General features: G+C 63.8%; 24 protein-coding genes, 1 tRNA gene and 1 pseudogene. 16 read left to right on the forward strand and 10 right to left on the reverse strand.

Features of this window, described 5'->3' with window-relative positions; translation table 11 throughout:
• Positions 1 to 33: 33 nt before the first annotated feature.
• A complete protein-coding gene (ftrA, locus tag D0Y60_RS16250) occupies positions 34 to 1,029 on the reverse strand; it encodes a transcriptional regulator FtrA (protein ID WP_117371181.1) in 996 nt (331 codons plus the stop codon).
• Positions 1,030 to 1,146: 117 nt separating this feature from the next.
• Between ftrA and D0Y60_RS16255 the strand changes: the two genes are divergently transcribed.
• The 3 genes and pseudogenes from D0Y60_RS16255 to D0Y60_RS16265 all read left to right on the forward strand — a co-directional run bounded on the left by D0Y60_RS16255 (position 1,147) and on the right by D0Y60_RS16265 (position 2,388).
• Positions 1,147 to 1,578: a rhodanese-like domain-containing protein gene (locus D0Y60_RS16255; RefSeq protein ID WP_117371020.1), complete on the forward strand. Its 432-nt coding sequence runs from the start codon at positions 1,147 to 1,149 to the stop codon at positions 1,576 to 1,578.
• Positions 1,575 to 2,048, forward strand: coding sequence for a GNAT family N-acetyltransferase (locus D0Y60_RS16260; protein ID WP_117371021.1), 474 nt, complete (start codon positions 1,575 to 1,577; stop codon positions 2,046 to 2,048). Before D0Y60_RS16255 ends, D0Y60_RS16260 begins: the two co-directional genes overlap by 4 nt.
• Before the next feature lie 33 nt (positions 2,049 to 2,081).
• Positions 2,082 to 2,388: pseudogene (locus D0Y60_RS16265) on the forward strand (NIPSNAP family protein).
• Between the two features lie 39 nt (positions 2,389 to 2,427).
• Here D0Y60_RS16265 and D0Y60_RS16270 read toward each other — a convergent pair.
• A complete protein-coding gene (locus tag D0Y60_RS16270; protein WP_117371022.1) occupies positions 2,428 to 3,297 on the reverse strand; it encodes an ATP-binding protein in 870 nt (289 codons plus the stop codon).
• A 183-nt stretch (positions 3,298 to 3,480) separates the two neighbouring features.
• Between D0Y60_RS16270 and yajC the strand changes: the two genes are divergently transcribed.
• The 5 genes from yajC (at position 3,481) to D0Y60_RS16295 (ending at position 8,233) form a co-directional block, all read left to right on the forward strand.
• Complete coding sequence (gene yajC / locus D0Y60_RS16275) at positions 3,481 to 3,819, forward strand: preprotein translocase subunit YajC (protein WP_117371023.1); 339 nt, start codon at positions 3,481 to 3,483, stop codon at positions 3,817 to 3,819.
• 143 nt (positions 3,820 to 3,962) lie between these two features.
• A complete protein-coding gene (gene secD / locus D0Y60_RS16280) occupies positions 3,963 to 6,467 on the forward strand; it encodes a protein translocase subunit SecD (RefSeq protein WP_117371024.1) in 2,505 nt (834 codons plus the stop codon).
• Positions 6,460 to 6,846, forward strand: a complete 387-nt coding sequence (locus tag D0Y60_RS16285; RefSeq protein ID WP_117371025.1) for an Mth938-like domain-containing protein — start codon at positions 6,460 to 6,462, stop codon at positions 6,844 to 6,846. The genes secD and D0Y60_RS16285 overlap by 8 nt, the downstream gene beginning before the upstream one ends.
• Positions 6,847 to 6,861: 15 nt before the next feature.
• Entirely contained in the window at positions 6,862 to 7,713 is an 852-nt protein-coding gene (locus tag D0Y60_RS16290) for a phytoene/squalene synthase family protein (protein WP_117371026.1), read from the forward strand.
• A gap of 76 nt (positions 7,714 to 7,789) precedes the next feature.
• The gene (locus tag D0Y60_RS16295; protein WP_117371027.1) at positions 7,790 to 8,233 is read left to right on the forward strand and encodes a hypothetical protein; all 444 of its coding nucleotides are present in this window, start codon (positions 7,790 to 7,792) and stop codon (positions 8,231 to 8,233) included.
• A gap of 12 nt (positions 8,234 to 8,245) precedes the next feature.
• Here the strand turns inward: D0Y60_RS16295 and trmFO are convergent, their stop codons facing one another.
• The 3 genes from trmFO to D0Y60_RS16310 all read right to left on the reverse strand — a co-directional run bounded on the left by trmFO (position 8,246) and on the right by D0Y60_RS16310 (position 10,444).
• Positions 8,246 to 9,655, reverse strand: coding sequence for a methylenetetrahydrofolate--tRNA-(uracil(54)-C(5))-methyltransferase (FADH(2)-oxidizing) TrmFO (gene trmFO / locus D0Y60_RS16300; protein ID WP_117371028.1), 1,410 nt, complete (start codon positions 9,653 to 9,655; stop codon positions 8,246 to 8,248).
• A gap of 155 nt (positions 9,656 to 9,810) precedes the next feature.
• Entirely contained in the window at positions 9,811 to 9,954 is a 144-nt protein-coding gene (locus D0Y60_RS16305; RefSeq protein WP_117371029.1) for a DUF1127 domain-containing protein, read from the reverse strand.
• Between the two features lie 346 nt (positions 9,955 to 10,300).
• Entirely contained in the window at positions 10,301 to 10,444 is a 144-nt protein-coding gene (locus D0Y60_RS16310; RefSeq protein ID WP_117371030.1) for a DUF1127 domain-containing protein, read from the reverse strand.
• 1,068 nt (positions 10,445 to 11,512) lie between these two features.
• Between D0Y60_RS16310 and D0Y60_RS16315 the strand changes: the two genes are divergently transcribed.
• From D0Y60_RS16315 to tig, 4 genes are all read left to right on the forward strand, one after another.
• The gene (locus D0Y60_RS16315; RefSeq protein WP_117371031.1) at positions 11,513 to 12,616 is read left to right on the forward strand and encodes a DUF2157 domain-containing protein; all 1,104 of its coding nucleotides are present in this window, start codon (positions 11,513 to 11,515) and stop codon (positions 12,614 to 12,616) included.
• A gap of 3 nt (positions 12,617 to 12,619) precedes the next feature.
• Positions 12,620 to 13,210: a GDYXXLXY domain-containing protein gene (locus D0Y60_RS16320; protein WP_117371032.1), complete on the forward strand. Its 591-nt coding sequence runs from the start codon at positions 12,620 to 12,622 to the stop codon at positions 13,208 to 13,210.
• Between the two features lie 149 nt (positions 13,211 to 13,359).
• A tRNA-Leu gene (locus D0Y60_RS16325) sits at positions 13,360 to 13,444 on the forward strand.
• Between the two features lie 180 nt (positions 13,445 to 13,624).
• Positions 13,625 to 15,100, forward strand: a complete 1,476-nt coding sequence (gene tig / locus D0Y60_RS16330) for a trigger factor (RefSeq protein WP_117371182.1) — start codon at positions 13,625 to 13,627, stop codon at positions 15,098 to 15,100.
• Positions 15,101 to 15,784: 684 nt separating this feature from the next.
• Here the strand turns inward: tig and D0Y60_RS16335 are convergent.
• Positions 15,785 to 16,414 carry a hypothetical protein gene (locus D0Y60_RS16335; RefSeq protein WP_117371033.1) on the reverse strand — a complete coding sequence of 210 codons (630 nt, stop codon included), beginning with the start codon at positions 16,412 to 16,414 and terminating at the stop codon, positions 15,785 to 15,787.
• Positions 16,415 to 16,542: 128 nt separating this feature from the next.
• Between D0Y60_RS16335 and D0Y60_RS16340 the strand changes: the two genes are divergently transcribed.
• The gene (locus D0Y60_RS16340) at positions 16,543 to 17,670 is read left to right on the forward strand and encodes a DUF2336 domain-containing protein (RefSeq protein WP_117371034.1); all 1,128 of its coding nucleotides are present in this window, start codon (positions 16,543 to 16,545) and stop codon (positions 17,668 to 17,670) included.
• Here D0Y60_RS16340 and D0Y60_RS16345 read toward each other — a convergent pair.
• Positions 17,667 to 18,098: a hypothetical protein gene (locus D0Y60_RS16345; RefSeq protein ID WP_117371035.1), complete on the reverse strand. Its 432-nt coding sequence runs from the start codon at positions 18,096 to 18,098 to the stop codon at positions 17,667 to 17,669. The genes D0Y60_RS16340 and D0Y60_RS16345 overlap by 4 nt on opposite strands.
• Before the next feature lie 82 nt (positions 18,099 to 18,180).
• Positions 18,181 to 20,247, reverse strand: a complete 2,067-nt coding sequence (gene parE / locus D0Y60_RS16350) for a DNA topoisomerase IV subunit B (RefSeq protein ID WP_117371036.1) — start codon at positions 20,245 to 20,247, stop codon at positions 18,181 to 18,183.
• 298 nt (positions 20,248 to 20,545) lie between these two features.
• On the opposite strand from parE, the gene D0Y60_RS16355 reads away from it, so the two are divergent.
• Positions 20,546 to 21,430: an alpha/beta hydrolase gene (locus D0Y60_RS16355; RefSeq protein WP_117371183.1), complete on the forward strand. Its 885-nt coding sequence runs from the start codon at positions 20,546 to 20,548 to the stop codon at positions 21,428 to 21,430.
• Between the two features lie 4 nt (positions 21,431 to 21,434).
• Here D0Y60_RS16355 and D0Y60_RS16360 read toward each other — a convergent pair whose 3' ends face one another.
• Complete coding sequence (locus D0Y60_RS16360) at positions 21,435 to 22,040, reverse strand: hypothetical protein (RefSeq protein WP_117371037.1); 606 nt, start codon at positions 22,038 to 22,040, stop codon at positions 21,435 to 21,437.
• 15 nt (positions 22,041 to 22,055) lie between these two features.
• Positions 22,056 to 23,633: a caspase family protein gene (locus D0Y60_RS16365; protein ID WP_199564216.1), complete on the reverse strand. Its 1,578-nt coding sequence runs from the start codon at positions 23,631 to 23,633 to the stop codon at positions 22,056 to 22,058.
• A 158-nt stretch (positions 23,634 to 23,791) separates the two neighbouring features.
• On the opposite strand from D0Y60_RS16365, the gene tpiA reads away from it, so the two are divergent.
• Positions 23,792 to 24,562: a triose-phosphate isomerase gene (gene tpiA, locus D0Y60_RS16370; protein ID WP_117371038.1), complete on the forward strand. Its 771-nt coding sequence runs from the start codon at positions 23,792 to 23,794 to the stop codon at positions 24,560 to 24,562.
• A gap of 132 nt (positions 24,563 to 24,694) precedes the next feature.
• Complete coding sequence (secG, locus tag D0Y60_RS16375; protein ID WP_117371039.1) at positions 24,695 to 25,204, forward strand: preprotein translocase subunit SecG; 510 nt, start codon at positions 24,695 to 24,697, stop codon at positions 25,202 to 25,204.
• Positions 25,205 to 25,221: the final 17 nt, after the last annotated feature.

Below are 25,221 nucleotides of genomic sequence, written 5' to 3' on the forward strand. Positions count from 1 at the left end.
AACGCGGGTGGCCATTGGCCGCCCGTTTGCGTTTCACGACCGGCTTACCGCCTGCCGTCCGAAGGCCTCGCGATAGGCGGCCGGCGTCGTCGACAGGTGCAGACGGAAATGATGGCGCAGCGTGCCCGTCGTGCCGAAGCCGGACAGGGCCGCGATCTCTTCGACTGAGGCATTCGTCTCTTCCAGCAGGTCGCGTGCCTTGCCGAGGCGCTGGGCGAGCAGCCAGCGGGCCGGCGTCATGCCGGTGGCCGATTCGAAACGGCGCAGGAAGGTGCGGTCGCTCATGCCGGCGCGGCGGGCGAGTGCTGCGACGGTATGGTCGGCACCAAGGTCTTCGCGCATATGGTCGAGCAGCGGTCCGAGCCGGCTGCTTTCATGCGTGCGCGGCACGGTCTGGCGGATGAACTGTGCCTGGCCGCCATCGCGATGAGCCGGCATGACGAGGCGCCGGGCGACGAGATTGGCCGCCTCCGTGCCGAAATCCCGGCGGATGAGGTGCAGGCAGAGATCGAGCCCCGCCGCCGTACCCGCCGAGGTCAGCACGCTGCCGGCATCGACATAGAGCACATCCGGCGTCACCGCGATGGCGGGAAAACGCGCCGTCAGCGTATCCGTATAGCGCCAATGGGTCGTGGCGCGGCGGCCATCGAGCAGCCCTGCTGCGGCGAGCACGAAGACGCCCGAGCAGAAGGAGAGGATGCGTGCGCCGCGCGCATGCGCCGCCTGCAGCGCGTCAATCAGCACCTGCGGCACCGGCGCATCGATGCCGCGCCAGCCGGGAATGATGATCGTGCCGGCCTCCGCCAGCAGGTCGAGCCCCCCGTCCACGGCAAAGCGCAGCCCGCCCGTCAAGCGCATTTCACCCTCATCGAGGCCGGCGACGGCAAAGCGGTACCAGTTCGGCCCCATTTCCGGCCGGGCAAGGGCGAAAATCTCAGTCGCGATGCCGAATTCGAAGGTGCAGAGCTGGTCATAGGCGACAGCCACGACGAGCGGATTGGCAAGCGGGAGTGAAAGCGGGTTTGTCATGATCTTGATGATATATGGCAATCATGCCATCTGCAAGCGTCGCTCTGTTCCGGCTACATCTCTCTCGTTCCAACAAGGTCCATTCTAGCAAGGCCCAATCCAACAAGGAGAGACACCATGAGCTTCGTCACCGATTATCCGGCCGCTTCCCCCGCCGTGGCCATCGCGCATTTCCAGAAGTTGCTGTCCGTCGAAACCGACTGCGCTGACGTTGCGGTGGCGCTGAAGTCCGGCGATCAGGATTTCGTCCTGCTCCATGTCATCGGCTCACCGGAAGCCTATGCCCGCCAGCATGTGCCGGGTGCCATCCACCTTCCGCACCGGCAGATCAGCGCCGAGCGCATGGCTGAATGGCCTGAAGACACCGTCTTCGTCGCCTATTGCGCCGGCCCGCATTGCAACGGCGCGGACCAGGCCGCCCTCAAGATCGCCCGCCTCGGTCGCCCGGTGAAGATCATGATCGGCGGCATCATGGGCTGGGAAGACGAGGGCCATGGTTTTGCGACCGGCAGCGAGCCGGGCAGCCTGCTGGCGATTGCCGCCGAATGAGCGCGGACGGCCTTCATGTCAGGCCCTTCACGCACGATGACGTGGAGGCCGTCTGGGACCTCATGCGGGCGCTGGCAATCTTCGAAGGTTATATCGATGCTTTCGCCGTCACGCCCGATGATCTCAGGCTTCACGGCCTTGGTGCCACTCCCGCCTTCGGCGTCTTCGTGGCGGCGAAGGCGGAGGCGCTTGCCGGCATCGCTGTACATTACCGCATTCCCTGGACCTATGATCTCAAGCCCGTCGTGGTGCTCAAGGAACTCTATGTCGCGGAGGCGTTTCGCGGTCAGGGCGTGGGGCAGGCGCTATTTGCGCATCTGCGCGCCCATGCCGTCGAGATCAGCGCCTCCGCTCTGCGCTGGACGGTCCTGCCGGACAATGCGGCGGCGCAGCGATTCTATGCGGGGCAGGGTGGCGCGTGTGACGCGGATTGGCAGCATTGGACCCTGCCGCTGCAGACGCGAATCTGAAATGGTCCGCCCATTCAAAGACGGAGTATTCCCTTGATCACCTGCTATCTCAGATATGTCATCGACCCGCACAAGCTCGCGGAATTCGAAGCCTATGCCCGCGCATGGATCCCCATCGTCAACCGCATGGGCGGCCAGCATCACGGCTACTTCCTGCCGAGCGAGGGCGCAAACCAACATTGCGCTGGCGCTGTTCAGCTTCCCGAGCCTTGCGGCCTACGAAGACTACCGCACGCGCATGGTGAGCGATCCGGAATGCATCGCCGCCTTCGACATGGACAAGCACAATCGCAGCATCATCAGCTACGAGCGCAGCTTCATGCGGCCGGTCTTCTCTTAAAAGGCAAAACGCCGGCCCGTTTCAGGGCCGGCGCTCGTCTTACTTGTTGAGCGCGACGCCAAGGCGTCCCGCCAGATCCTGCACATATTGCCAGGCGACACGGCCGGAGCGCGAGCCGCGCGTCGTCGCCCATTCCAGCGCCTCGGCATGCAGCTGTTCCTGTGGGACATCCAGGCCGAAATGCTTGGCGTAGCCGTCGATCATCTCGAGATATTCGCTCTGGCTGCACTTGTAGAAGCCGAGCCACAGGCCGAAACGGTCCGACAGCGACACCTTCTCTTCCACCGCTTCCGACGGATTGATCGCCGTCGACTGCTCGTTCTCGATCATGTTGCGCGGCAGGAGATGCCGGCGGTTCGAGGTGGCATAGAGCAGCACATTGTCCGGCCGCCCCTCGACGCCGCCGTCCAGCGCCGCCTTCAGCGACTTGTAGGACGTGTCGTCATGGTCGAAGGACAGGTCGTCGCAGAAGATGATGGACGGGAAGGGCGCGTCCTTCAGGATTTCCAGGAGCTGCGGCAGCGTCGCGATGTCCTCGCGGTGCACCTCGATCAGCTTCAGCCCGCTTGCCGTTTCCTTTGCCGCCAGCGCGTGCACCGATTTCACCAGTGAGGACTTGCCCATGCCGCGTGCGCCCCAGAGCAGCACGTTGTTGGCCGGCAGGCCGCGGGCGAAGCGCACGGTGTTGTCGACGAGAATGTCGCGCACATGGTCGACACCGCGGATCAGGTCGATCTCGATGCGGTTCGGCCGCTTGACGGGCTGGACATGCTGGCGGGCCGGCGACCAGACGAAGACGTCGGCGGCATTCCAGTCGTTGATTGCGGGGGCGGGGCCGGCCAGGCGCTCGAGTGCCGCGGTGATGCGGCCGATTTCGGCCAGCAGAAGCTTGACGTGATCTTCCTGCACTGTGTCTCTCCTCATGCGTGAATGCCGGGTAGCATGCGGCGGGCGGTCGCGAAAAGGGGGAAAGCGCTTGAAAACAGCGGGGTTGACGCGCTCGTGTGTTGCATTCAAGGCCCGCTTGCCTATATTCCGGCAACCGAAATGGCCGCTCAGGCCGCGCAAATTCAAGATTTCAAGGAGTAGCTGATGTTCATTACCGAGGCCTTCGCCCAGACGGCGGCACCTGGCGGGGCAGCGGGCGGCGCTGACATTCTCATGTCGATCCTGCCGTTCCTGCTGATCTTCGTGGTGATGTATTTCCTCATCATCCGTCCGCAGCGCGCCAATATGAAGCGTCGCGAAGAGCTCCTGAAGAACATTCGCCGCGGCGATCAGGTCGTCACCGGTGGCGGCATCGTCGGCAAGGTCACCAAGGTCGTCGACGACGCAGAACTCGAAGTCGAAATCGCCGAAGGCACCAAGGTGCGCGTCGTGCGCAGCGGCATCAGCGAAGTCCGCGTCAAGGGTGAACCCGTCAAGGAATAAGCTTGGCTTGCCGTCCGGCTGGGGTAAACTCGGCCGGGTGGCCCGACTGGTTTTCAGCCGGCGTCCCGCCGCGTTGTTTTTTGGTTCACGCAATTCCGGCAGAATGGTTTGGCCCCTTCCGGAATTGACGTAGCGAGACCCTGATGCAGCAATCCGCCCGCTGGAAGACCCTTGCCCTCTGGCTCGTCCTCTTGGCGAGCCTTCTTGTCCTTCTGCCGAGTCTTTTGCCGGCCCGCATGGCCGCCGGCCTGCCGAACTGGATGGCGGCGCACCGCCTTGTTCCTGGCCTCGACCTGACCGGCGGTTCACGCCTCGTTCTCGAGGTTTCCCGCGCCGATATCGCCGCAGATCGCCTACGCGCCGCCGTGGAGACCATCGGCAATACGTTGCGCGCCTCCCGCATTCCCCACAGCGATCTCAACGGCGCGGAAGACACTGTCGATGTCACCGTGACGGCGAGTGACCGCGTCGATGCGGCCCGCGAGGCGCTGGCTGGCCTTGATCTCGGCACGCTCAGCGAGCCGCAACCGGGCCAATTCACCATCGTGCTGTCTTCCGCCGCGATCGAAGAGGCCGTGCAGGCCGCGTCGCTCGGCGCCGTCGATGCCGTGCGCCGCCGCGTCGAAAGCCTCGATATTCCTTCTCTTTCCGTCAGCCGCGGCGAGCGTGACCGCATCGTCGTGGCCATGCCCGGCCTGACCGATCCGCAGCGCGTCAAGGACCTGCTGTCGCAGGCCGGCAAGTTGTCCGCCCGGCTGGTCGACGACAGCATGCCCGTGAACACTGCGATCGAGGACGGCGCGCCGGCCGGTTCCGAAGTGCTTTATTCCACGGGCGAGCCGCCGGTCGGCTATCTCGTGCGTCGCGACGATCTCTTCACCGCGGCGGATGTCGCTTCGGCGGAGCCGGCGGCCAATAACGAGCCCTTTATCGAATTCGTGCTGCGCGCCGAGGCTGCCGAGCGATTGGCCGCCTTCACCCGAAACAACAGCGGCCGCACCATCGCCATCCTGCTCGACGGCCAGGTGATCTCGACCTCGCAGATCCAGGGCGCCATCATCGACGGCGTCGGCCGCCTCTCCGGTGATTTCGACGCGGAAGGGGCAGCAAACCTCGCTCGAATCGTTGCAAGCGGTCCGCTGCCGGCACCGGTGACGATCATTGAGGAGCGCTCGATCGAGCCGGCATTGGGCGCGACTTCCACGGGCACCGTCGTCGTCGCGCTTGCCGTGGCCGTTCTCGCCGTGGTCGCCTTCATGACCTTCTTCTACGGCGTGCTCGGCGTCATCGCGTCGCTGTCGCTGTTCTTTAACGTCACACTGACCTTCGCGATCCTCGCGCTCATCCGGACACCACTATCGCTCTCATTGATCGCCGGCATCGTTCTGACCGTTGGCATTGCCGTCGATGCCAGCGTGCTGATCTTCGAGCGCATCCGCGAGGAAACCAAGGCCGGTCGCTCGCTCGACGAGGCCGTCGATACGGGATTCAACCGCGCTCGTGCCACGGTTCTGGATGCATCGGCGACCATGCTCATCGCCATCGCCGTGCTCTTCCTGTTGTCCGCCGCCCCCGTGCGTGCCTTTGCGCTCGCCGTCGGTATTGGCATGCTGGCGACGCTCTTCACCACCTTCGGCCTCACGCAGCGCCTTGTGCGCGCCTGGCTCGGCCGCAGCCATATCACGCATCTGCCCAAGGGCGTGCGTACCGGCCTGTTCGACCGCCTGAACCTGCGCTTCATGGCGGTGCGCAACGGCGTCTTCCTGCTGACGGCGGTTCTGTCGATTGCCATTGCCGGCCTGCTCTATGTCGGCAAACTGCGGCTCGGCATCGATTTCACCGGTGGTGCCGCGCTCGAACTCCAGGCTAAGACCGGCAATGCCGATCCCTTCGAGATCGCGGCGCGTCTGACTGACACGGGCGTCGACGTCCAGAGCGTCGATGCGACGCTCGATCCGCGGCGCGCGCTCGTGCGCCTCACCGCCCAGGGCGAGGGAGAAAACGCCGAGCAGACCTCCGTGCTCATCGCCCGCGGCGAACTCGAGGACGATTACGATTTCCGCCGCGTCGAGGTGGTCGGGCCGGCCATATCGGGCGAGCTGATCGATACGGCGACACTCGGCTTCGTCGCTGGTCTGCTGGCGCTCGTCGCCTATATCTGGATCCGCTTCGAATGGCATTTCGCCATCGGCGCCATAATCTCGCTGGCGCATGACGTGTTCTTCACGCTCGGTTTCCTGGCGCTCGCCAAGATCGAGTTCAACATTAGCGCCGTCGCCGCACTCCTGACGGTCGCCGGCTATTCGCTGAACGACACGATGGTCGTCTATGACCGCATCCGCGAGAACCTGCGTCATTTCAAGCAGATGCCGCTGCCGATCCTGATTGACGACGCCATCAACCGCACGCTGTCGCGCACCGTGCTGACCTCGGCGACGACGCTGATTGCGCTTGCAGCGCTGGCCCTGCTCGGCGGCGAGGCGATTCGCACCTTCGCGCTGACGCTGCTCTTCGGGGTGGCGATCGGCACCATATCCTCTATCTACATTGCCGGACCGATCCTCATTCTGTTCCGCCTCCGGCCGGAGCGCTACCGCCCCGGCAAGGGCGGCGCTGGGGCGGTCCCGGAGACGGGAGCCAATGGCTAAGGGCATCGAAATCCGGGAGGCGCATTTCCCCGGACGTGCGCCGATCGACGCATATGGCAATGGCGGTTTCCGCTTCGCCGACATGTCGCATCGCGGCTCTATCCTGTGCCTGCCTTCAGGCATCCACGGGTGGGACAAGGCGGAAGACACGCCGCTTACGCTTGACGATATCACGCGCGTGCTGGACGAGGCCGGCGAGATCGAGGTTTTGCTCGTCGGCACCGGCAAGGAGATCCGTCCGCTGCCGGCCGAAATCAAGGCCGCGCTGCGAGAACGCCACATCCGTTCCGACCCCATGAGCACGGGCGCGGCCGTGCGCACCTTCAATGTCATGCTGGCCGAAAGTCGCGCGGTTGCCGCCGCTCTCATCGCTGTGTGACGCGAAAGACCTGACGTGACCGAGACCAAGGACAATTATGCGCACTGCCTGGCAGTGCTCCGCGACACCGATCGCGACCGTTATCTCGCCTGCCTGCTGGCGCCGGCGGAGAAACGCGGCCCGCTTGCCGCGCTCTATGCGTTCAACGCCGAAATCGCCCGCGTGCGCGATTCCGTGCGCGAAGCGCTGCCCGGCGAAATCCGCCTGCAATGGTGGCGTGACCTGCTGGAAGGCGAGGCGGACGGCGACGCCATGGCCAACCCGCTTGCCGCGGGCCTTATGACCTGCGTCAAGGAATACCGGCTGCCTGTGGCCGTGCTGACGGACATGATCGAGGCGCGCATCTTCGACGTCTATAATGACCCGATGGAAAGCCGCGCGGCGCTGGAAGGTTATGCCGGCGAGACGGCGTCTGCGCTGATCCAGCTCGCGAGCCTTATTCTCGACCCGGAAAACGCCCCGAAATCCGCCGAGGCTGCCGGCCATGCCGGCGTCGCGCAGACCGTCGCGGGTGCACTGCTCCTCCTGCCGATCCACCGGCGGCGCGGCCAGGTCTATCTACCGGCCGATCTCATGGCGGCAACGGGCCTGACGCCGGAAGCGCTGCTCGCCGGCAACGACCCGGCTGCCGCCGCCCGTGCCGTAGAAGCCTTCGTCGGGCTCGGCCGCGACCATCTCGCCAAGGCGCGCACGGCCAATAGCGTGTCCGTTGCGAATCGCGCCGCCTTTTTGCCAGTCGCGCTCGTCGCCCCTATATTGAAGGCAGCGGAGAAAGCGGGCGCCGGCGCGCTTGACGGCGCGCTCCAGCCCGCCCAGTGGCGGCGGCAATGGTGGATGTGGCGTGCCCTTCGGCGTGGCCCTTTCTGAAAACCTGACAGGACGCAAAACTGGCGCAAGCCTTGTCCGCTACAGCGGCTGAACGTATTTTGCGGGAGGAGAGTCGATGTTCTGGACCATCATCATCGCCGGTCTGTTCGTGGCCGGCCTGATCTTCCGCCATAAATTTCGCAGCGACGATCGTCAGGAAGAGGCGGGCGAGGATGCCGGCCTTGCCATTGTGGAGTTCGGCCGGGCCTTCCCGGAGGAGGCCATCCGCGCCGTCGTGACCACCAAGGACCGGCGGACGGTCTTCCTTCGTCTGCATGACGGCAAGGCGGGCTGCATGCAGGCCCATGGCCACCACTATGCCTGCCACCTGATCGAGCCGGGTACCGTGCGCGTCAACAGCGCCGGCCCGCGACGCCTGACTGTGGAATACGCCAATGCCGCCTTCGAAGGCGGCACCTATGAATTCCGCGACGAGAAGGAGGCCGCTGAAGTCTCCCTCTGGCTGCTTGGCAGCTTCATGCCGGGCGCTGCAAACCTCAACGCCCAGCCAGCCGGCTAATTCATCTGACGATCAGCGCCCGAGCCAGCGGGCGCAATCTTCCAAGGCGCGTGCGGCGGTTGCCTGCTTCTTGGCGACCGCCTTGTCCTTGCCGCGAAAGCGCTTCAGCCCCTCGGGCCGGACGACCGCGCCGGGCTCCAGCGGCGGGAAGAGGCCGAAATTAATATTCATCGGCTGGAAGGAGCGCTTGCCCGGCTCGTCGTCGGAGACGATGTGGCCGCCGGTGATGTGGTTCAGCAAGGCGCCGAAGGCTGTCGTTTCAGGGGGAAGGGACAGCGTTTGCCCGAGCCGCTCGGCAGCGGCGAAGCGGCCGGCGAGCAGGCCGATGCTGGCGCTTTCCACATAACCTTCGCAGCCGGTGATCTGGCCAGCGAATCGGAGACCCGGACGGCCCTTCAGCGTCAGCGAGCGGTCGAGCAGCGTCGGCGAATTGATATAGGTGTTGCGGTGCAGGCCGCCGAGGCGGGCAAATTCCGCGTTTTCCAGACCGGGAATCAGCCGGAAGATTTCGGCTTGCGCGCCATATTTCAGCTTCGTCTGGAAACCGACCATGTTGTAGAGCGTGCCGAGCGCATTGTCCTGGCGCAGTTGCACGACGGCATAGGCCTTGACGGTCGGGTTATGCGCGTTTGTCAGGCCCATTGGCTTCATCGGGCCGTGGCGCAGCGTCTCGCGGCCGCGCTCGGCCATCACCTCGATCGGCAGGCAGCCGTCGAAATAGGGCGTGCCTTCCCATTCCTTGAAGCCCGTCGTGTCGCCGGCGATCAGGGCGTCGACGAAGGCATTGTACTGTGCCTCGTCCATCGGGCAGTTGATGTAATCCTTGCCCGTGCCGCCGGGGCCGACCTTGTCGTAGCGCGACTGGAACCAGCAGATATCCATGTCGATGCTGGCGGTGTGCACGATCGGGGCGATCGCATCGAAGAAGGCCAGCGAATCGGCCCCTGTACGCGCCTGGATCGCGGCGGCAAGCGAGGGTGCGGTAAGCGGGCCGGTCGCGATGATCGCCTGGTCCCAGTCTTCCGGCGGCAGGCCGGCCACTTCCTCGCGGGTGATCGTGATGAGCGGATGGCTTTCAAGCGCTGCGGTCACGGCGGCGGAAAAGCCGTCGCGGTCGACGGCGAGCGCGCCGCCGGCCGGCACCTGATTCGCATCGGCCGAGCGCATGATGAGCGAGCCGGCAAGCCGCATCTCGGCATGCAGAACGCCGACGGCGTTCGAGGTGGCGTCATCCGAGCGGAAAGAGTTGGAGCAGACGAGCTCTGCGAGGCTGTCCGTCTTGTGCGCATCCGTGCCGCGCACGCCGCGCATTTCATGCAGAATGACGGGAACGCCGGTTTCGGCGATCTGCCAGGCAGCTTCCGAGCCGGCAAGGCCGCCGCCGATGACATGGATGGGAGTGTGGGAAGAGGTCTTGGTCATGGGTGGTTGGTTATCATGGGCAACGGCGCATTTCCAAGGAAAAGCATTGGGGCGGGGCATCATGCCCCTGGAATCAAAAACGGCACCAGATGGTGCCGTTTGATCGTTCCTCGCGCTGGCCGTTTCCGGCCGCTGCGGCGGAAACCGGCTATGTCTTAGCGGAAGGAACGGGCTGCGATGTCGCGGATGTCGTAACGGGTCAGGCCGATGTCGGACAGCGTGTGGTTCGACAGGTTGCCGAGTTCGTTCATCGTGCGGCGGTAGGACATCCAGTTCTTGGCAATGCGGATCGGGTTCATGGTCTTTTCCTCGAAGTGTTGGCCGGAAGGTCTCTCTCACCGGTTTGTGACGCCCATATACGCGACATGCTTGTTAATGTGCAGTGCAAAGAAAATGCAGCTGCTATGCATTTGTGCAATAAGACGATGACGGATCAGGCAGATGCCTGTGCTGCATGCGAAATAACCAGAAAGTGCTGCTATTCGAGGCATGTGGCCGGAAGGATCCAGTGCTGCTGCCGTCCCGCACAATGTCGCAGCTGAGGAATTGCGACATTGTGCGCCGCAAAAGGACGCGCAAACGAAAACGCCCTCCGGTGGGAGCCGGAGGGCGTTCGAATTGCGACCCGTAAGGGGTCCGTTCGGCTTAGATCGAAGCCTTGCGAGCGATGTACGGGATATCGCTGCGGCCGATGCCGAGGTCGCGAAGTTCGCGGTCGGTCATGCGGCCGAGTTCGCTGACGGTCTGACGATACTTGCGCCAGTTGTTAAAAGAGCGTGCCAGGTTCATGTCATTTACCCCTTTCGTGGGCTTGCGTACTGGGCGGCCGCTCGTCTTTGGCGCCGCCCTGATCTGATGGATTGGAATATACGCTGCGCCGCGAAAAAGGACAGCGCAATTGCTGTATGGCACCTATGCGTTTTATGCATGTCAAGCGGAAATTTAGGCGAAATTCTGGCCAAAATCCGGGCTCGGCGCCACAAAGGTAAAGAAGCCATGCGGGATTGCTTGGTTGCAGTGCAAAAAGCAACGCCCGCCGGGGGAGGAGATCCGGCGGGCGTTGCTGATAGCTATTGGCAGTTTGGGAGGAGGAGGGGCTGCCAATCCTTGTCGGGGACGTTGGGAGGAGGAGATCGTCACCCGAGCTATGAGAAAGATATAGCCTGCCCGAACGATGGGCAAAAGCGCGCGATTGGAATGGCACCCATGCACGAGCCGCATGCGTTCGATTTGACTGTGCTGAATGCGGCGAATGCACAGGTATGCAGCCGGCGGTCATGAAAGATTTTTGATCGTGGGGTGTGGTTTGCCAGGTGCCGGCGAAAACAATAACGCCCGCCGGGGGAGGAGGTCCGGCGGGCGTCATTAAGAGTGATTGGCAACTGGGAGGAGGAGTGTTGCCAATCGTATCGGAGGAGCGCTGGGAGGAGGAGTGCGCCGCTCCGAATTCCTGTTCGATACCGTCTCCGGCATCGGGTCTGTCGGCATCATGCCGGGCGTTCGACCATTCCGCCCTCCGGTCTGCCCGTCGCCTCCGCGGCGCCTTGGTTTCCGGTCCGAACCATCTCTGATCCGATGACTGCAATCTAACCCGATCCCTCGATTTTGTGCAGTGCAATATGGGAATGGATGATATGCGCCCGCTGCATGCCCGAAATCGAAACGCCACCGGCGTCTTGTTGCTAAATCTGCCAGGAATTTCTTTATTTCCCGTTAATCATCGCGCCGGTCGCATCGCACTTGGCCCGAATGGGCGGATTGTTGCGTCGATTGCGAATTTATGGCGGCGCTATACCGTTTCTGCTGACAGGGTATGCGCGGCACGAATCGTGCGCGTTTTGAAGAGAGGCGGGACGAATGTATCGGGGCAGGTTGGAACGCGATCTCAAACTGTGGACGCAGCAGGGCTTGCTCGATGCGCCGACCGCCGATCGCCTCCTGAAGGAATATGATTCCCGCGAAAGTTCGTTCAGCCTCGGCCGCGTGTTGATGATGATCGCGGCTCTGCTGATGTCGGCCGCCGTACTGCTGCTGGTCGCGGCCAATTGGGAGGCGATCCCGCGCCTCGTGCGGGTCGTCGGCATCGTCGCGCTGATCTGGGGCGCCTATCTGGCTGGCGGGTTGCTGACCCAGCGCGGCGCGCCGCGGCTTGCGGCGGCGTTCCTTGCGGCCGGCACGCTGTCCTTCGGCGGCGCCATCGCGCTGATCGGGCAGATGTACCATCTCTCCGGCGATGCGGTTCAGGCGATGCTTGTCTGGTTCGCAGGCTCCGTGATCGCGGCGGTTCTCTTCCGCTCCGGCGCGGTCACGGCCATCGCCGGTTTCCTTGCCTTCGCCGTCGCCTGGACGGACTGGAGCGAGGCCTACCATGCCAGCGACACGCTGCTGCTCTGGCTGATGCCGCTCATGGCCGTCATCATCATCCTGCTGGTACGCTATACCGATGCGGGGCGCGTGCGCCATATCGCCTATCTGCTGCTCGTCGCCTGGCTCGCCTTCATATATGGCGAACACGATACGCCGACGACCGCGATAGCAATCGCATCGCTCGGCGCGCTCGCCTATCTGCTGGCCGCCGTGCCGCAGTCGCCGCTCCATGCGCTCGCCCGCAGCGCCGGCGCCGCTCCTGCCTTTTATTCCTATCTCGTGCTGCTGCTCGGCCTGCTTGTCCTTCATTTCGAATACGACGCCGTGGGGGATCGCCTGATGCTCGGCATCATCACGCTCGTCGTGGCCATCGGCGGCATCGTGCTGTCGGGCAAGGAAAACGGCGCGGTGCGCTATCTCGGCTATGCGACCTTCGCGGCTGAAACGCTCTATCTCGCCTCCGAAACCATCGGCTCGATCATCGGCACATCCGGTTTCTTCCTGATTTCCGGTCTGGTGGTCGCGCTGATCGCCTGGGCCGTGATCGTCGTCGAGCGCCGTTTTTCCAAGGCTGAAACCAAGGCGGAGGCCTGAGCCATGTCGACACTTTCTACTTTCCGCATTCCGCCGGTCGCCGCCGCCATCATCGCGGCAGCGCTCCAGACGGCCGTGCTTGGCTATATGGTCGAAGGCCGCGCTTCGATCCTGCGCAACGGCGCGGATATCAGGCTGAAGACGCTGCCGGTCGATCCGCGCGACCTCTTGCGCGGCGACTATGTCATCCTGTCCTATCCGATCTCGACGATCCCGAAGAGTATCGTCACCGGCGAGGTGCCGAAGGTGAACGGCCGTGAGCGGCTTGTCGTGCGCCTGAAGCCCGGTACGGATGGGCTGTGGGCGGCGACCGAGGCGAGTTTCGGCACGCTGGCGCCGGAGGAGGGCAGCGTTCTCCTGCGCACGCAGCCCTTCGATTATTATTCCGTCACCGACGGGGTGCTGCCGGACAGCCTCTTTGTCAGCTACGGGCTCGAGCGCTATTATGTGCCGGAGGGCGAGGGCAAGGTGCTGGAAGACGCCCGCAACCAGGAGGAGCTCGAAGTGGAGGCGCGCGTGTCGAAAGACGGTACGCCGCAGATCGCCCGGCTCATCCTGCGCGGCGAGCCGGTCTATGACGAGCCGCTTTATTGAGCGTAACGGCCGGGAGAACGGTCGTTTGCCTGTCATTTTTCCTTTGATCCGCCGAAAACGGGTGATATAGAGACGCCGCGCTCGGAAGGCGTCATGGGAGCGGCCCCGGGGAAGAGACCCGGTCGCCCGTGGCAACGAGGTTTCTGAGAGCGGGTATGGTGAAATTGGTAGACACGCCAGATTTAGGTTCTGGTGCCGCAAGGCGTGGGAGTTCAAGTCTCTCTACCCGCACCAGAGCCACAAAACGCGAAAACAACGGGTTTTCGCGCGGCGTGGAGCATTTCAGCGCGCCATTTTGCTTGCCAAAAGGCCACCGAATTCAGTAAAGCCACTGCCGGCAAATGGACCGGCGGGGCGCTCGCCATAACCGGAAGACCGGTTTGAGCGCCGCCAACTCGAAATAAAGGTTTGAACATGCAGGTTATCGAAACGCTCGCTGAAGGGCTGAAGCGCGAAATCAAGGTCGTCATCCCGGCCAAGGACATGGAAGCTCAGATGAACGAGCGTCTTGAGGACGTGAAGGGCCGTGTCCGCATCAACGGCTTCCGTCCGGGCAAGGTGCCCTTCGCCCATCTCAAGAAGATGTACGGCAAGTCCGTCATGGCCGAACTCGTCAACGAGATCGTCCGCGACCGTCCGACCGCGATCCTTTCCGAGCGCGGCGAAAAGTCGGCCACGCAGCCGGAAGTCGCAATGACCGAAGACCAGGCCGAAGCCGAGAAGATCCTGAACGGCCAGGCCGATTTCGAATTCACGCTGTCCTACGAAGTCATCCCGGCAATCGACCTCAAGGACAATTCCGGCATCGCCGTCACCCGTGAAGTCGTCGATATCGACGCCAAGGAAGTTGACGAGCAGATCCTCAAGATCGCCGAAAGTGCCCGTTCCTACGAAACCAAGAAGGGCAAGGCCGAAAACGGCGACCGCGTCACCATCGACTACCTCGGCAAGGTCGACGGCGAAGCCTTCGACGGCGGCAAGGACGAGGACGCAGAACTCGTTCTCGGCTCCAACCGCTTCATCCCGGGCTTCGAAGAGCAGCTCGTCGGCCTGAAGGCTGGCGACGAGAAGGTCATCACCGTCACCTTCCCGGCTGAATACCCGGCTGCAAACCTCGCCGGCAAGGAAGCCACCTTCGACATCAACGTCAAGGAAGTCGCTGCTCCCGCCGAAGTCGAGATCAACGACGAACTCGCCACCAAGCTCGGCCTCGAATCGGCTGACAAGCTGCGCGAAATCGTCCGCGGCCAGATCGAAAGCCAGTACGGCTCGGTCACCCGCCAGAAGGTCAAGCGCCAGATTCTCGACCAGCTCGACGAGATGTACAAGTTCGAAACCCCGGAGCGCCTGGTCGAAGCCGAGTTCGAAAACATCTGGCGCCAGATCAACACCGATCTCGCCCAGTCCGGCAAGACCTTCGCTGACGAAGACACGACCGAAGAAGCCGCTCGCGAAGAATACCGCAAGCTTGCCGAACGCCGCGTCCGTCTCGGCCTCGTTCTCTCGGAAATCGGCGAAAAGGCCGGCGTCCAGGTTACAGACGAGGAAATGCAGCAGTCGCTCTACCAGCAGCTGCGTCAGTTCCCGGGCCAGGAAAAGCAGATCCTCGAATACTTCCAGAAGACCCCGGGTGCCGCCGCTTCCCTGCGCGCGCCGATCTTCGAAGAAAAGGTCGTCGATCACCTGCTCGGTGAAATCAAGGTAACGGACAAGACCGTTTCCAAGGAAGACCTGCTCGCCGACGACGAAGACGGCGACGACAAGGGCTCCAAGAAGGCTGCGCCGAAGAAGAAGGCTGCTGCCAAGGCCGAAGCTCAGGAAGGCGAAGACGCCGCTCCCAAGAAGAAGGCCCCGGCCAAGAAGAAGGCCGCCGAAGGCGACGCCGAGTAATCGATTCGATACGATCAAACCTCACAAAGGCCGCCCATCGGGCGGCCTTTTTCGTTGCCGTGGGCACTTCGCTACCGACGCGCATCTGCACCAATATCCACGCAGCGGCTTCGCCGCCCGTGGGTTTTCAAAGAGCATTTCGGACGGGGCGCTGGAAGCTGCCTCGACTGAAATAGTGTATGTGGCACCTTTCAGCGCCCCGTTCAGCGGTTTTTGCCCGCGACTCCGGTCCCTCTGCAAAGGCCGGGATGGCGGATGTCGTTCGCCGGTTTCCGGAAGGGAACAGCGCCGTTTTGACATCGCGACCACACGCTCTGGCGATCGCGACGGAAGGTTTTCACCTTCCAGCGTGTTCCCATCCGGCGGACGATGCCGACGCATCCGCCAGTCCCGGCCTCCTTGCGTGCCGCACAGACACATCCGGCGCGCCGTCTGGGGCATGAAACGACAGGGCTGGTCCGACACCCCATCGCTTCCCCCATGTCGCCGGAGGGAGACCATTTTCCGCAGGCCCGGTGCGTGAGGTCTTGCGTCTCTTCCCCACACCCCGCGCCGATCCCGCCTCGCTGCCACGCCTGGCAGTGTATCCGCGGCGGGATGGGAGGATTGTAAGCACAAATTTGAGGGGTGGGGAAAATGCAGGGGATGATGACGCGGCGTAAAGACGGGCAAGCGACGCCGTGCCTATCGTCCTTCGAATGCGGTCTGTGCTGCCGTGGCGGTGATCAGGCCGAAGAAGCCTTCGCCAGGGGACAGTTTGTACGCCCGGGCAAAAGCTTCATCGTCAAGGTCAAAAGCCGAATCGTAGGCGGGCACGGCGGCTGCTGCCGCAGTTAACAGCGTGGCAGCGCGAGCGGTGGAGAAAGCAGGGAGCCATTCGCCGGATTGCGTTCGTGTCCATGTCGCACCGAGCGTCGAGACAAGGCATTTCTGGTCCCACACCAGGCCGGCGAGGCGCTTCGTTTTCCCCGCAAGGCCTTCCCGTGCGCCCGGGGCCGGGAGGATGCCGTCGGTCATGGCAAGAATCGATGTGCTGCCTTCCGGGCAACCAACCTCCGCTTCGGCGACCGACAGCAATGTGGCGAGGCGCTGGAGATCGGCGCCGGTGCGGCAGCCGGCGAGCGCGATCATGGCGGCGCCGGCGGCGAGGGCTTTTTGCAGCGTCGCGATATCCGAGTCGGTCTCGACTACGACGATGGCGCCATGGATCTCCGCTTCACCGATCCGCGCGGCGGGGACCAGCACGCCGCGCCGGTCGGCGGGGATCGCATGCTCGGGAGGGAGGGCGAACAAGGCGTGGGGCAGCGGTGTCATGGCTTTTCATAGGGCTTCGCGGCCACCTTTGGCAATGACCGCCCGGTTAATGGATATGGTGAACTAATCTTAAACACTTTGGCGCTAGCGTGTTTTCAGTAGCGTAGTGCAGGCGTTTGGGGCGTCCTTTGATCGTTCATGCTTTTCTCCGTTGGGTCGAGACCGCGCGGGCAGCCGACAGGGCGAAGGCTGCCAGTGTGTTGGCGAAGGCTTACGCAAAGGCGCGCATCGCGCCCGACGATCGTCGTGCCGCCGAAATGGCGATGATATTCCTGCTCGACGACCCGGCGCCGAAAGTGCGGCTGGCCCTGGCCGAGGCACTTGCCGACTGCGAGGATGCGCCGCGCGCAGTCATCCTGCCGCTCGCCGAAGACCAGCCGGAAATCGCCGCCCGGATCATCCTGTGTTCGTCTCTGCTGACGGACGCCGATCTCGTCGATCTCGCCGCCAAGGGCAGCGATGCGACGCGCATGCTGATTGCCCACCGCAGCTATGTTTCGCGCGCCGTCTGCGCCGCCATGGCGGAGATCGGCGAAGCGCCCGACGTGCTGGCGCTGCTCGAGAACGAAGGCGCGGTGCTGTCGCGCCGCAGCCTGTGCCGCATTGCCGAGCGTCTCGGCGACGACGCGGAGATCCGCGCGCTGCTGCTCGATCGCGACGACCTGCCCAGCGATGCACGCCAGGCATTGGTGGAGAAAATCGGCACGGCGCTGGCCGGTTTCGGGCTCATCCAGGCGGCAATCGGCGAAAACCGAGTCGAGCGCATCACCCGCGAGGCCTGCGATGTGGCGACGATCGGCATGGTGACGAATGTGACGGCGATGGAAATGCCTGATCTCGTCGAACATCTGCGCCTCACCGGACGCCTGACCCCGGTTTTCCTGATGCATGCGCTGTGCACCGGCCGCGTGGAATTTTTCGCCGCCGCCATCACCAATCTTTCCGGGCAGGCAGAGCGGCGGGTCCGCTCCATACTCTCCGACGGCCGTGAGGTGGCCGTGCGTGCGCTCTACGAAACGGCGGGGCTCGGCCGGGATATCAGCGCGCTCTTCACCGAGGCGACCCTGCTCTGGCGACGTGAGGCGAAGGGCGGGGAGAGCGATGTTTCCGTGTCCGAACTGCTTCTGTCGCGGGCACGTGCCGCCGGCAATGCGGCCTGCCAATCCATGCTGGAACTGGTCGAGCGGCTGGCGATCGCCGAACAGCGGCAGACGGCGCGCAGCTATGCGCTCATCGCGTCGCGGGAAGCGGCTTAATCGGCGAAGCGCTTTATGACCCAGCTATAGCCGTCCTCGGCGTAGCGCACGGGCTTGACGACCGCGGCCTTCAGGGAGGCGGCGTCCGGAATGGCCTTCTTGACGAAATTCAGGGTGCGGGCCGCAAGGCCTTGCCGCGCTTCCGCCGTCTCCTCAGGCACGGGGATTTCGGCCTGCGCGGCCGTTTCCGCCGGCTTTGCCTCCGGTTGCGGATTGGCCACATCGGCGGTCATGCGGTCGTTGTTGCTTTCGCAGACCGCGACTATAACAGGATAGTTCTTGTCCTGATGCCGGTTGATATAGGTCTCGGCCTGGGCGTCGCACAGCGCTACGGTCTGCCAGCTCTTCGGCACCGTATCGATATAGTGGCACTGGGTCGCGCTGTCGTCGCAGCCCATGATCGTCATGACGATGAGCGCTGCTTTCATGGCTGTCCCTTTCGCATTGAACGATGCCGGTTAGAGGTGGCCATTGCTGCGAAAATAAGGCGCCGGCCCGGCCACAACCCCGTCAGATGTCGAGGTTGTCGGCGAAGACGGCGCGCTCCTGGATGAAGCGGAAGCGGGCCTCCGGCTTGGTGCCCATCAGGTCGTCGACGGCCGTGCGCGTGCCCTCGAAGTCGACGTCGTCGATCATGACGTTGAGGATGGTGCGCTTGGCCGGGTCCATCGTCGTTTCCTTGAGCTGCGCCGGCAGCATCTCTCCGAGGCCCTTGAAACGGCCGATTTCGACCTTGCCGCGGCCGTTGAACTCGGTGCGCATCAATTCCTCGCGGTGGCCATCGTCGCGGGCATAGAGCGTCTTGCCGCCCTGGCTGAGACGGTAGAGCGGCGGTACCGCGAGGTAGAGATGGCCGCCGCGGATGAGGTCGGGCATCTCCTGATAGAAGAAGGTGATGAGCAGCGAGGCGATATGCGCGCCGTCGACGTCGGCATCGGTCATGATGATGACGCGCTCGTAGCGAAGGTCTTCCTCACGATATTTCGTGCGCGTGCCGCAGCCGAGCGCCTGCACGAGATCGGAGATCAGCTGGTTGGCGCCGAGCTTTTCGCGGCCGGCGCTGGCGACGTTGAGGATTTTGCCGCGGAGCGGCAGGATCGCCTGGTTGGCTCGGTTACGCGCCTGCTTGGCGGAGCCGCCTGCCGAATCGCCCTCGACGATGAAGAGTTCGGCACCCTCGGCGGAGTTCTGCGAGCAATCGGCGAGCTTGCCGGGCAGGCGCAGCTTGCGCACCGCCGTCTTGCGGGAGACTTCCTTTTCTTTGCGGCGGCGCATGCGCTCTTCCGCGCGCTCTATCACCCATTCGAGCAGCTTCGCCGCTTCGGCTGGGTTATCGGCCAGATAGTGGTCGAAGGGATCGCGCAACGCGTTTTCGACGATGCGCTGCGCCTCGACCGAGGCAAGCTTGTCCTTCGTCTGGCCGACGAACTCCGGCTCGCGAATGAAGACCGAGAGCATGCCGACCGCCGAGATCATCACGTCGTCGGTGGTGATGTCCTTGGCGCGCTTGTTCTGCGTCAGCTCCGCGTAGTTCTTCAGGCCCTTGGTGAGCGCGATGCGCAGGCCCGCCTCGTGCGTGCCGCCATCGGCCGTCGGGATGGTGTTGCAATAAGAGTGGATCAGCGAATCGCCGCCATACCAGGTGACGGCCCATTCCAGCGAGCCGTGGCCGCCGGACTTCTCGCTCTTGCCGGCGAAGATTTCGCGGGTGACGGTATATTCCTTGCCGAGCGTCGCCTGCAGATAGTCCTTCAGGCCGCCGGGGAAATGGAAGACGGCCTTTTCCGGCGTTTCCGAACCCTCGGGCAGCAGCGACGGGTCGCAGCTCCAGCGGATTTCGACACCGCCGAACAGATAGGCTTTCGAGCGGGCCATGCGGAAGACGCGCGCCGGATCGAAACGGGCATGCGCTCCAAAGATCTCCGGGTCGGGATGGAAGCGCACCTTGGTGCCGCGACGGTTGTGCACGTCGCCGAGCTCTTCGAGCCCGCCGACCGGCTTGCCGCGCGAAAAGCGTTGGCGATAAAGCTTCTTGTTGCGCGCAACCTCGACTTCCAGCTGATCGGAGAGCGCGTTGACGACGGAGACGCCCACGCCGTGCAGACCACCCGAGGTCTCATAGGCCTTGCCGTCGAACTTGCCGCCGGCATGCAGCACCGTGAGGATGACTTCGAGCGTGGACTTGCCCGGCATCTGCGGGTGGTTTTCCACCGGGATGCCGCGGCCGTTGTCGGTGACCGTCAGAAAACCCTCGGCGTCGAGATTGACGTCGATGAAATTGGCGTGGCCGGCCACGGCCTCGTCCATCGAGTTGTCGATGACTTCGGCGAAGAGGTGGTGCAGCGCCTTCTCGTCCGTGCCGCCGATATACATGCCCGGGCGCATGCGCACCGGCTCGAGGCCTTCGAGAACGCGGATCGCCGAAGCGTCGTAGCCGCCGGAACCCTCGCTCAGCGGCGGACGGGTCTCGCGGGCCGGTTCGGGCGCTGCGGCAACGGGCTTTTCCACCGGCCTGGGCGGCTGGCGCTCGGGCTCGGAAGGCATGTTGGCGAAGAGATCGTTGTTGTCGTCTTGCATGGGCTGTTCAGAGTTTGTTCCGTTTGCCAGTTTTCCCCGCCGATCCCTGGGGGATCGGCGTCTGGCGCAAAAGGGATGGTCGGCGAATCACCTGCGACTCTGCCAGATTTCGGGAAATTTCGCGATGGCAGCAGGGCAACGCCGGGCTTTCGCCGGACGGCCGTCCTGTCTCATCCTTTGCCGCTTCAAGGCGGCATCCCCGTATCCGTCGGTCGTCAAGCCGCGCCAACCGCTCGCCAAGGATTGCGTTGCGGGCGGGTGGATGGCAAGTATCGCGAGCCTCAAGGAGCCGCCGTTCATGCGTCAGTCCACAGTTCATTGCCTGAGAAGGCTGGTTTTCGCCGCGCTCTTCGCCTGCATGGCCGTTCAGGATGCGGTGGCGGTGACGCTCCAGCCGTGGAAGGACGAATTGTTCGCCTATGGCACGGTGGTCGAGACGACGGATGATGGCGCGCTCCGGGTCGTCGATTACCAGGAGATGCGCGATATCAACGGGCGCGACCAGGTGCCGGAACGCCGGGTGAAATCGCCCTATGTCTCGACCGCGGTGAAGAAGGCGCAGCAGAATGCGACGATCGACACGCCGGCGGGGCCGATAGACGTGACGATGACCGGCAAGGGCGAGGGGGCGGCCTTCACGGTCATCTTCATCCACGGGCGCGGCGGCGACCGGCGGCTCGGCAGCAACGACTGGAGTTTCGGCGGCAATTTCAACCGGCTGAAGAACCTCGCAGTGCGCGGCGGCGGTGTCTATTATGCACCGAGCGTGCCATCCTTCGACGATGCGGGGGCGGCGCGCATTTCAGGCCTGATCCTGCATGCCAAGGCGCTCTCGCCGGAGGCGCCTGTCATCCTCGCCTGTGCCTCGATGGGCAGCTTCATCTGCGCCCGCGTCGTGCGCGATCCCGTTGCCGTCAAAAGCCTGTCCGGCATGGTGCTGATGGGCGGTGCGGCGGATGGCGACTATGCGAAGACGCCGGCCTTCAAGGCGAAGCTGCCGGTTGTCTTCACCCATGGCGACAGCGACAGCGTCTATGCGGCCAACGACCAGATCGCGGTGTTCCGCAAGCTGCGCAAGGCCGGCATTCCGACGCGCTTCGTGCTGTTCCAAACCGGCGGCCACGGCACGCCGGTGCGCATGACCGACTGGCGCGAAACGCTGAACTGGGTGTTTTCTCAATAAGGTTTCACGAGCGCAGAAGCACCTTCGTCGAATCGAGCGCCGCGGCGATCTGCTGATAATGGCTGGCGCGTTTTTCCGAGTTTTCGGCGGCGCGCAGCAATTGCGTCGATGCTTCCTCAATCACCTGCCGCGCCTGCTCCATCGCCTTGCTCAGCTTTTCCCGCTTGACCGCGGCATAAATCTTCGTCTGCTTGAGCCGGGGATTGGCCCGCGAGCGCTGGCGCGGCGCCTTTGCATCGGTGATGCCGGCCTGGATGCGACCCAGTTTACTGGATGCGCGGCTGATGATCTGGCGCGCTTCCGCATAGGCCGGCCCAGCCGGGATGCGTTGGGCGATGTCGGCCAAGCGCTGGCGCAGACAGTCGATGCGATAGACGGGATCATAGCCGGCGCATTCGGCGCGTGCGCCGTTGATGTTCCTGACAATCGAGGATGTGAGATAGTCCGTCGGCACGGCAACGGCGGTCGAGGTGGCGTCGCTGCTGGTTTGCGAGGCCGTCGAGCCACGGCCGGGACTCGTCTGCCCCAGAACATCGGGGATTGCGGTGAGGGTGAGTGCCCCCGCCAGCAGCGCCGCGTGGAACGAACGCAGATAAGCAGCTTTGATCATGCCTTTCTCCTGTTGTTACTCCGGGTCGCCGAAGGCCATGCGCATGCTGCGCTGGGTACCTGCGCCGATATCGCCGTCGATGGTGCCCTTGTAAAATTTGTTGCGGCTGAGTGCGGCTTGCAGCGCCTTGCGCGTTTCCTGCTTGAACATGGTTGGACGCGTGGAGAGCTGCTGAAGAACGTCGTCCACGCCGGAGCGCAGCGCCTGGTAGAGATAGTTGGCCGCATCCTGTGGTGTCTTGCCCGGCACCAGCCCGTCGTCGATCAGCGCCGCGACGTTGAACATCGCCTGCGGGTGGCGCAGGTCGGCGGCGCGGATGAAAAGTTCGACGGCCTTTTTCGGATTGCGCGGCAGTCCCTCAGCGCCCTGGTAATAGAGGAAGCCGAGGTCGTTGATCGCATCGGCGAAACCGAGATCGGCGGCCTGCTGGTAGAGCTTGATCGCTGCCGGCACGTTCTGCGCCGTGCCGATGCCCTTTTCATAAAGTTTGCCGAGTTCGAACATCGCTTCGGCATCGCCGGCATCCGCGGCCTTGCGGAAAAATTCGAAGGCTTTTTCGGGCTGGAATTTTTTCGTATCCGGCGTCAGCGCCATGTAGCCGAGGCCGAGCATGGCGCGGGTATTGCCTTCGCCGGCCAGAGCGGCGAGCTGCACCTCCTGATCGGGCTTCAGCGCCTGCCACTGCGAGGCCTTGTCGCCGCTATCAGCGATGGCGGCATCCTCGCCGGCCAGGAAATAGGGCGCGCCCGACAGGGAGCCGTAGAAATACGGCTGCTGGCGATTGGCCGTCAGCGACATGACGCGGTCGCGAACCTGACGGAAGACGAGGCCGATCTCGACATTCGGCCTGGCCAGGTTTTCGAGGATCGCGGTGGCAAAAGGGCTGTGCTCGCCGTCGCCGTCCAGCGCCACCTTGCCGCCTTCGGCCGCGTAGATCACCAGCATGCCACGTGACGGATCCGGTGCTGCTAGACCATTGCCGCCGAGCATCGCACCATTGGCCGCCACCACGCCGGCCAGTGTCGGGAAGGGATTGTTGCGGCAGGAATCGAGAATGACGACGCGCAGTTTTCGCGCACGTTCCACGCTGCGCAGCACCGATGAAAGACTGACAGCCTGATCGGGGATTTTCGCGGGGTCATCGACCTTTATATCAATCGGCACGAGGTAGTTTTCGCCGGCCGCCTCTACGCCATGGCCAGCATAGTAGACAAGCGCGATATCGGCGGTTTCCACCTTGCGCGAAAAGGCTGTGATCGTTTCCTGCATCTGAACGAGCGGAATATCGACGGCGAGATCGACCGTGAAGCCAAGTCGTTGCAGCATGTCGGCGATGGCGCGGGCATCGGAGACGGTGTTCTTCAGCGGCGAGATCGAGGTGTAGGCGGACATGCCAATGACCAGCGCCATGCGCTTGAAGGAGGCGGCGGGCACCGTCAGCGTGTCGCCGGCGGTGATCTTGTCCACCCCGGTCTTGATAGGCATCAGACCGCGCGTCTGGCCGCCGGCGGAGGACGAATCCTGTGCGCCGGCGCTGCCGGCCGAAAGCAGCACCGTCAGGAAGAGGAGGATGACCAGTCTCGAGGGAAGCATGTGCCCCTTTCGCCTTCCTCATGCGCCGATCGCGATATGAGCAAGGACGGATCATATCCTATGCATATTCGAATTCGCTTGGCTACGGGACGGCTTTTCTTGGGGGCTTCGATTTGCTACGCCGCAAGCCGATGGAATTTTAGGGATAGGGAGGCCTCATGACACCGGACGTAACCCCGCTTGTTGCCGGAAACTGGAAGATGAACGGCACGCGCGCATCGCTCGACCAGATCAAGGCGATGGCCGAAGGCGTGATGGGACCGCTTTCCGAAAAAGTCGAGACGCTGATCTGCCCGCCGGCAACCTTGCTTTATGTGGCGACGGCGCTGTGCACCGACAGCCCGTTGCAGATCGGTGCGCAGGATTGCCATGAAAAGGCGTCCGGCGCCCATACCGGCGATATCTCGGCCGAAATGATCGCCGATTGCTTCGGCACCCATGTCATCGTCGGCCATTCCGAACGCCGCACCGACCACAAGGAGAGCGACGCCCTGGTGCGCGCCAAGGCGGAAACCGCCCATGCGAACGACCTCGTCGCCATCGTCTGCATCGGAGAGACCGGCGACGAGCGCAAGGTCGGCAAGACGCTGGATGTCTTGAAGACGCAGCTCGACGGTTCCGTTCCGGATGGTGCGACGGCGGAAAACACGGTCATCGCCTATGAGCCCGTCTGGGCGATCGGCACGGGGCTTACGCCGACGGCCGATGATGTGGCGGAGGCGCATGCCTTCATGCGTGCCGAACTCAAGAGCCGGTTTGCGGGCGAGGGCGCCACGATGCGCATCCTCTATGGCGGTTCGGTCAAGCCCGGCAACGCGAAGGAGTTGATGGGCGTCGCCAATGTCGACGGCGCGCTGATCGGCGGCGCAAGCTTGAAATCCGACGACTTCCTTGCCATCTACCGCGCATACGAAGCGCTGACGGCCTGACACCCGCTTTGATCGTTCGCCTGCCCGAGCAAAAGGGCGGGCGGATTGGCGGGAAGGGCTTGGAATGGCGCACGGCTTGGTATATTGAGCCGCAAACCTGAATTTTGGGCCGTCTGGCCGGGATCCTTAAACATGCAGACCATCTTGCTCGTCATCTATCTCATGGTCGTCGTCGCGCTGATCGGCGTCGTGCTGATCCAGCGCTCGGAAGGCGGCGGCCTCGGCATCGGCGGCGGCTCCGGCTTCATGTCGGCACGCGGCACGGCCAATGCCCTGACGCGCACCACGGCGATCCTCGCAACGCTGTTCTTCGTACTCGCGCTCGGCATGGGCATCATCGCCCGCTGGGAATCGCAGCCGACCGACATTCTCGACCGTATTCCCGGCACGACGGGCACCGGCGGCGTTCTCGATTCCCTCGGCGGTCAGAAGCCGGCCGAAGGCACCCAGCAGAACCAGGGCACGCAGAACAACACGAACACCACAAACCAGACTCCGACGACGACCGGCACCGACGCCGTTCCGACCGAAGGCGGCGCGGCAACCGGAACCGGCACCACCACGACGACGACGGGCACCGGCACCACGGGTGGTGCGACCACGGGCACGGGCGGCAACGCCGGCGTCCCGAGCGGCCAGTAAGCCGCAAAAGCAAAAAC

It is taken from the genome of Shinella sp. WSJ-2, assembly GCF_003432075.1.
GTDB lineage: Bacteria > Pseudomonadota > Alphaproteobacteria > Rhizobiales > Rhizobiaceae > Shinella.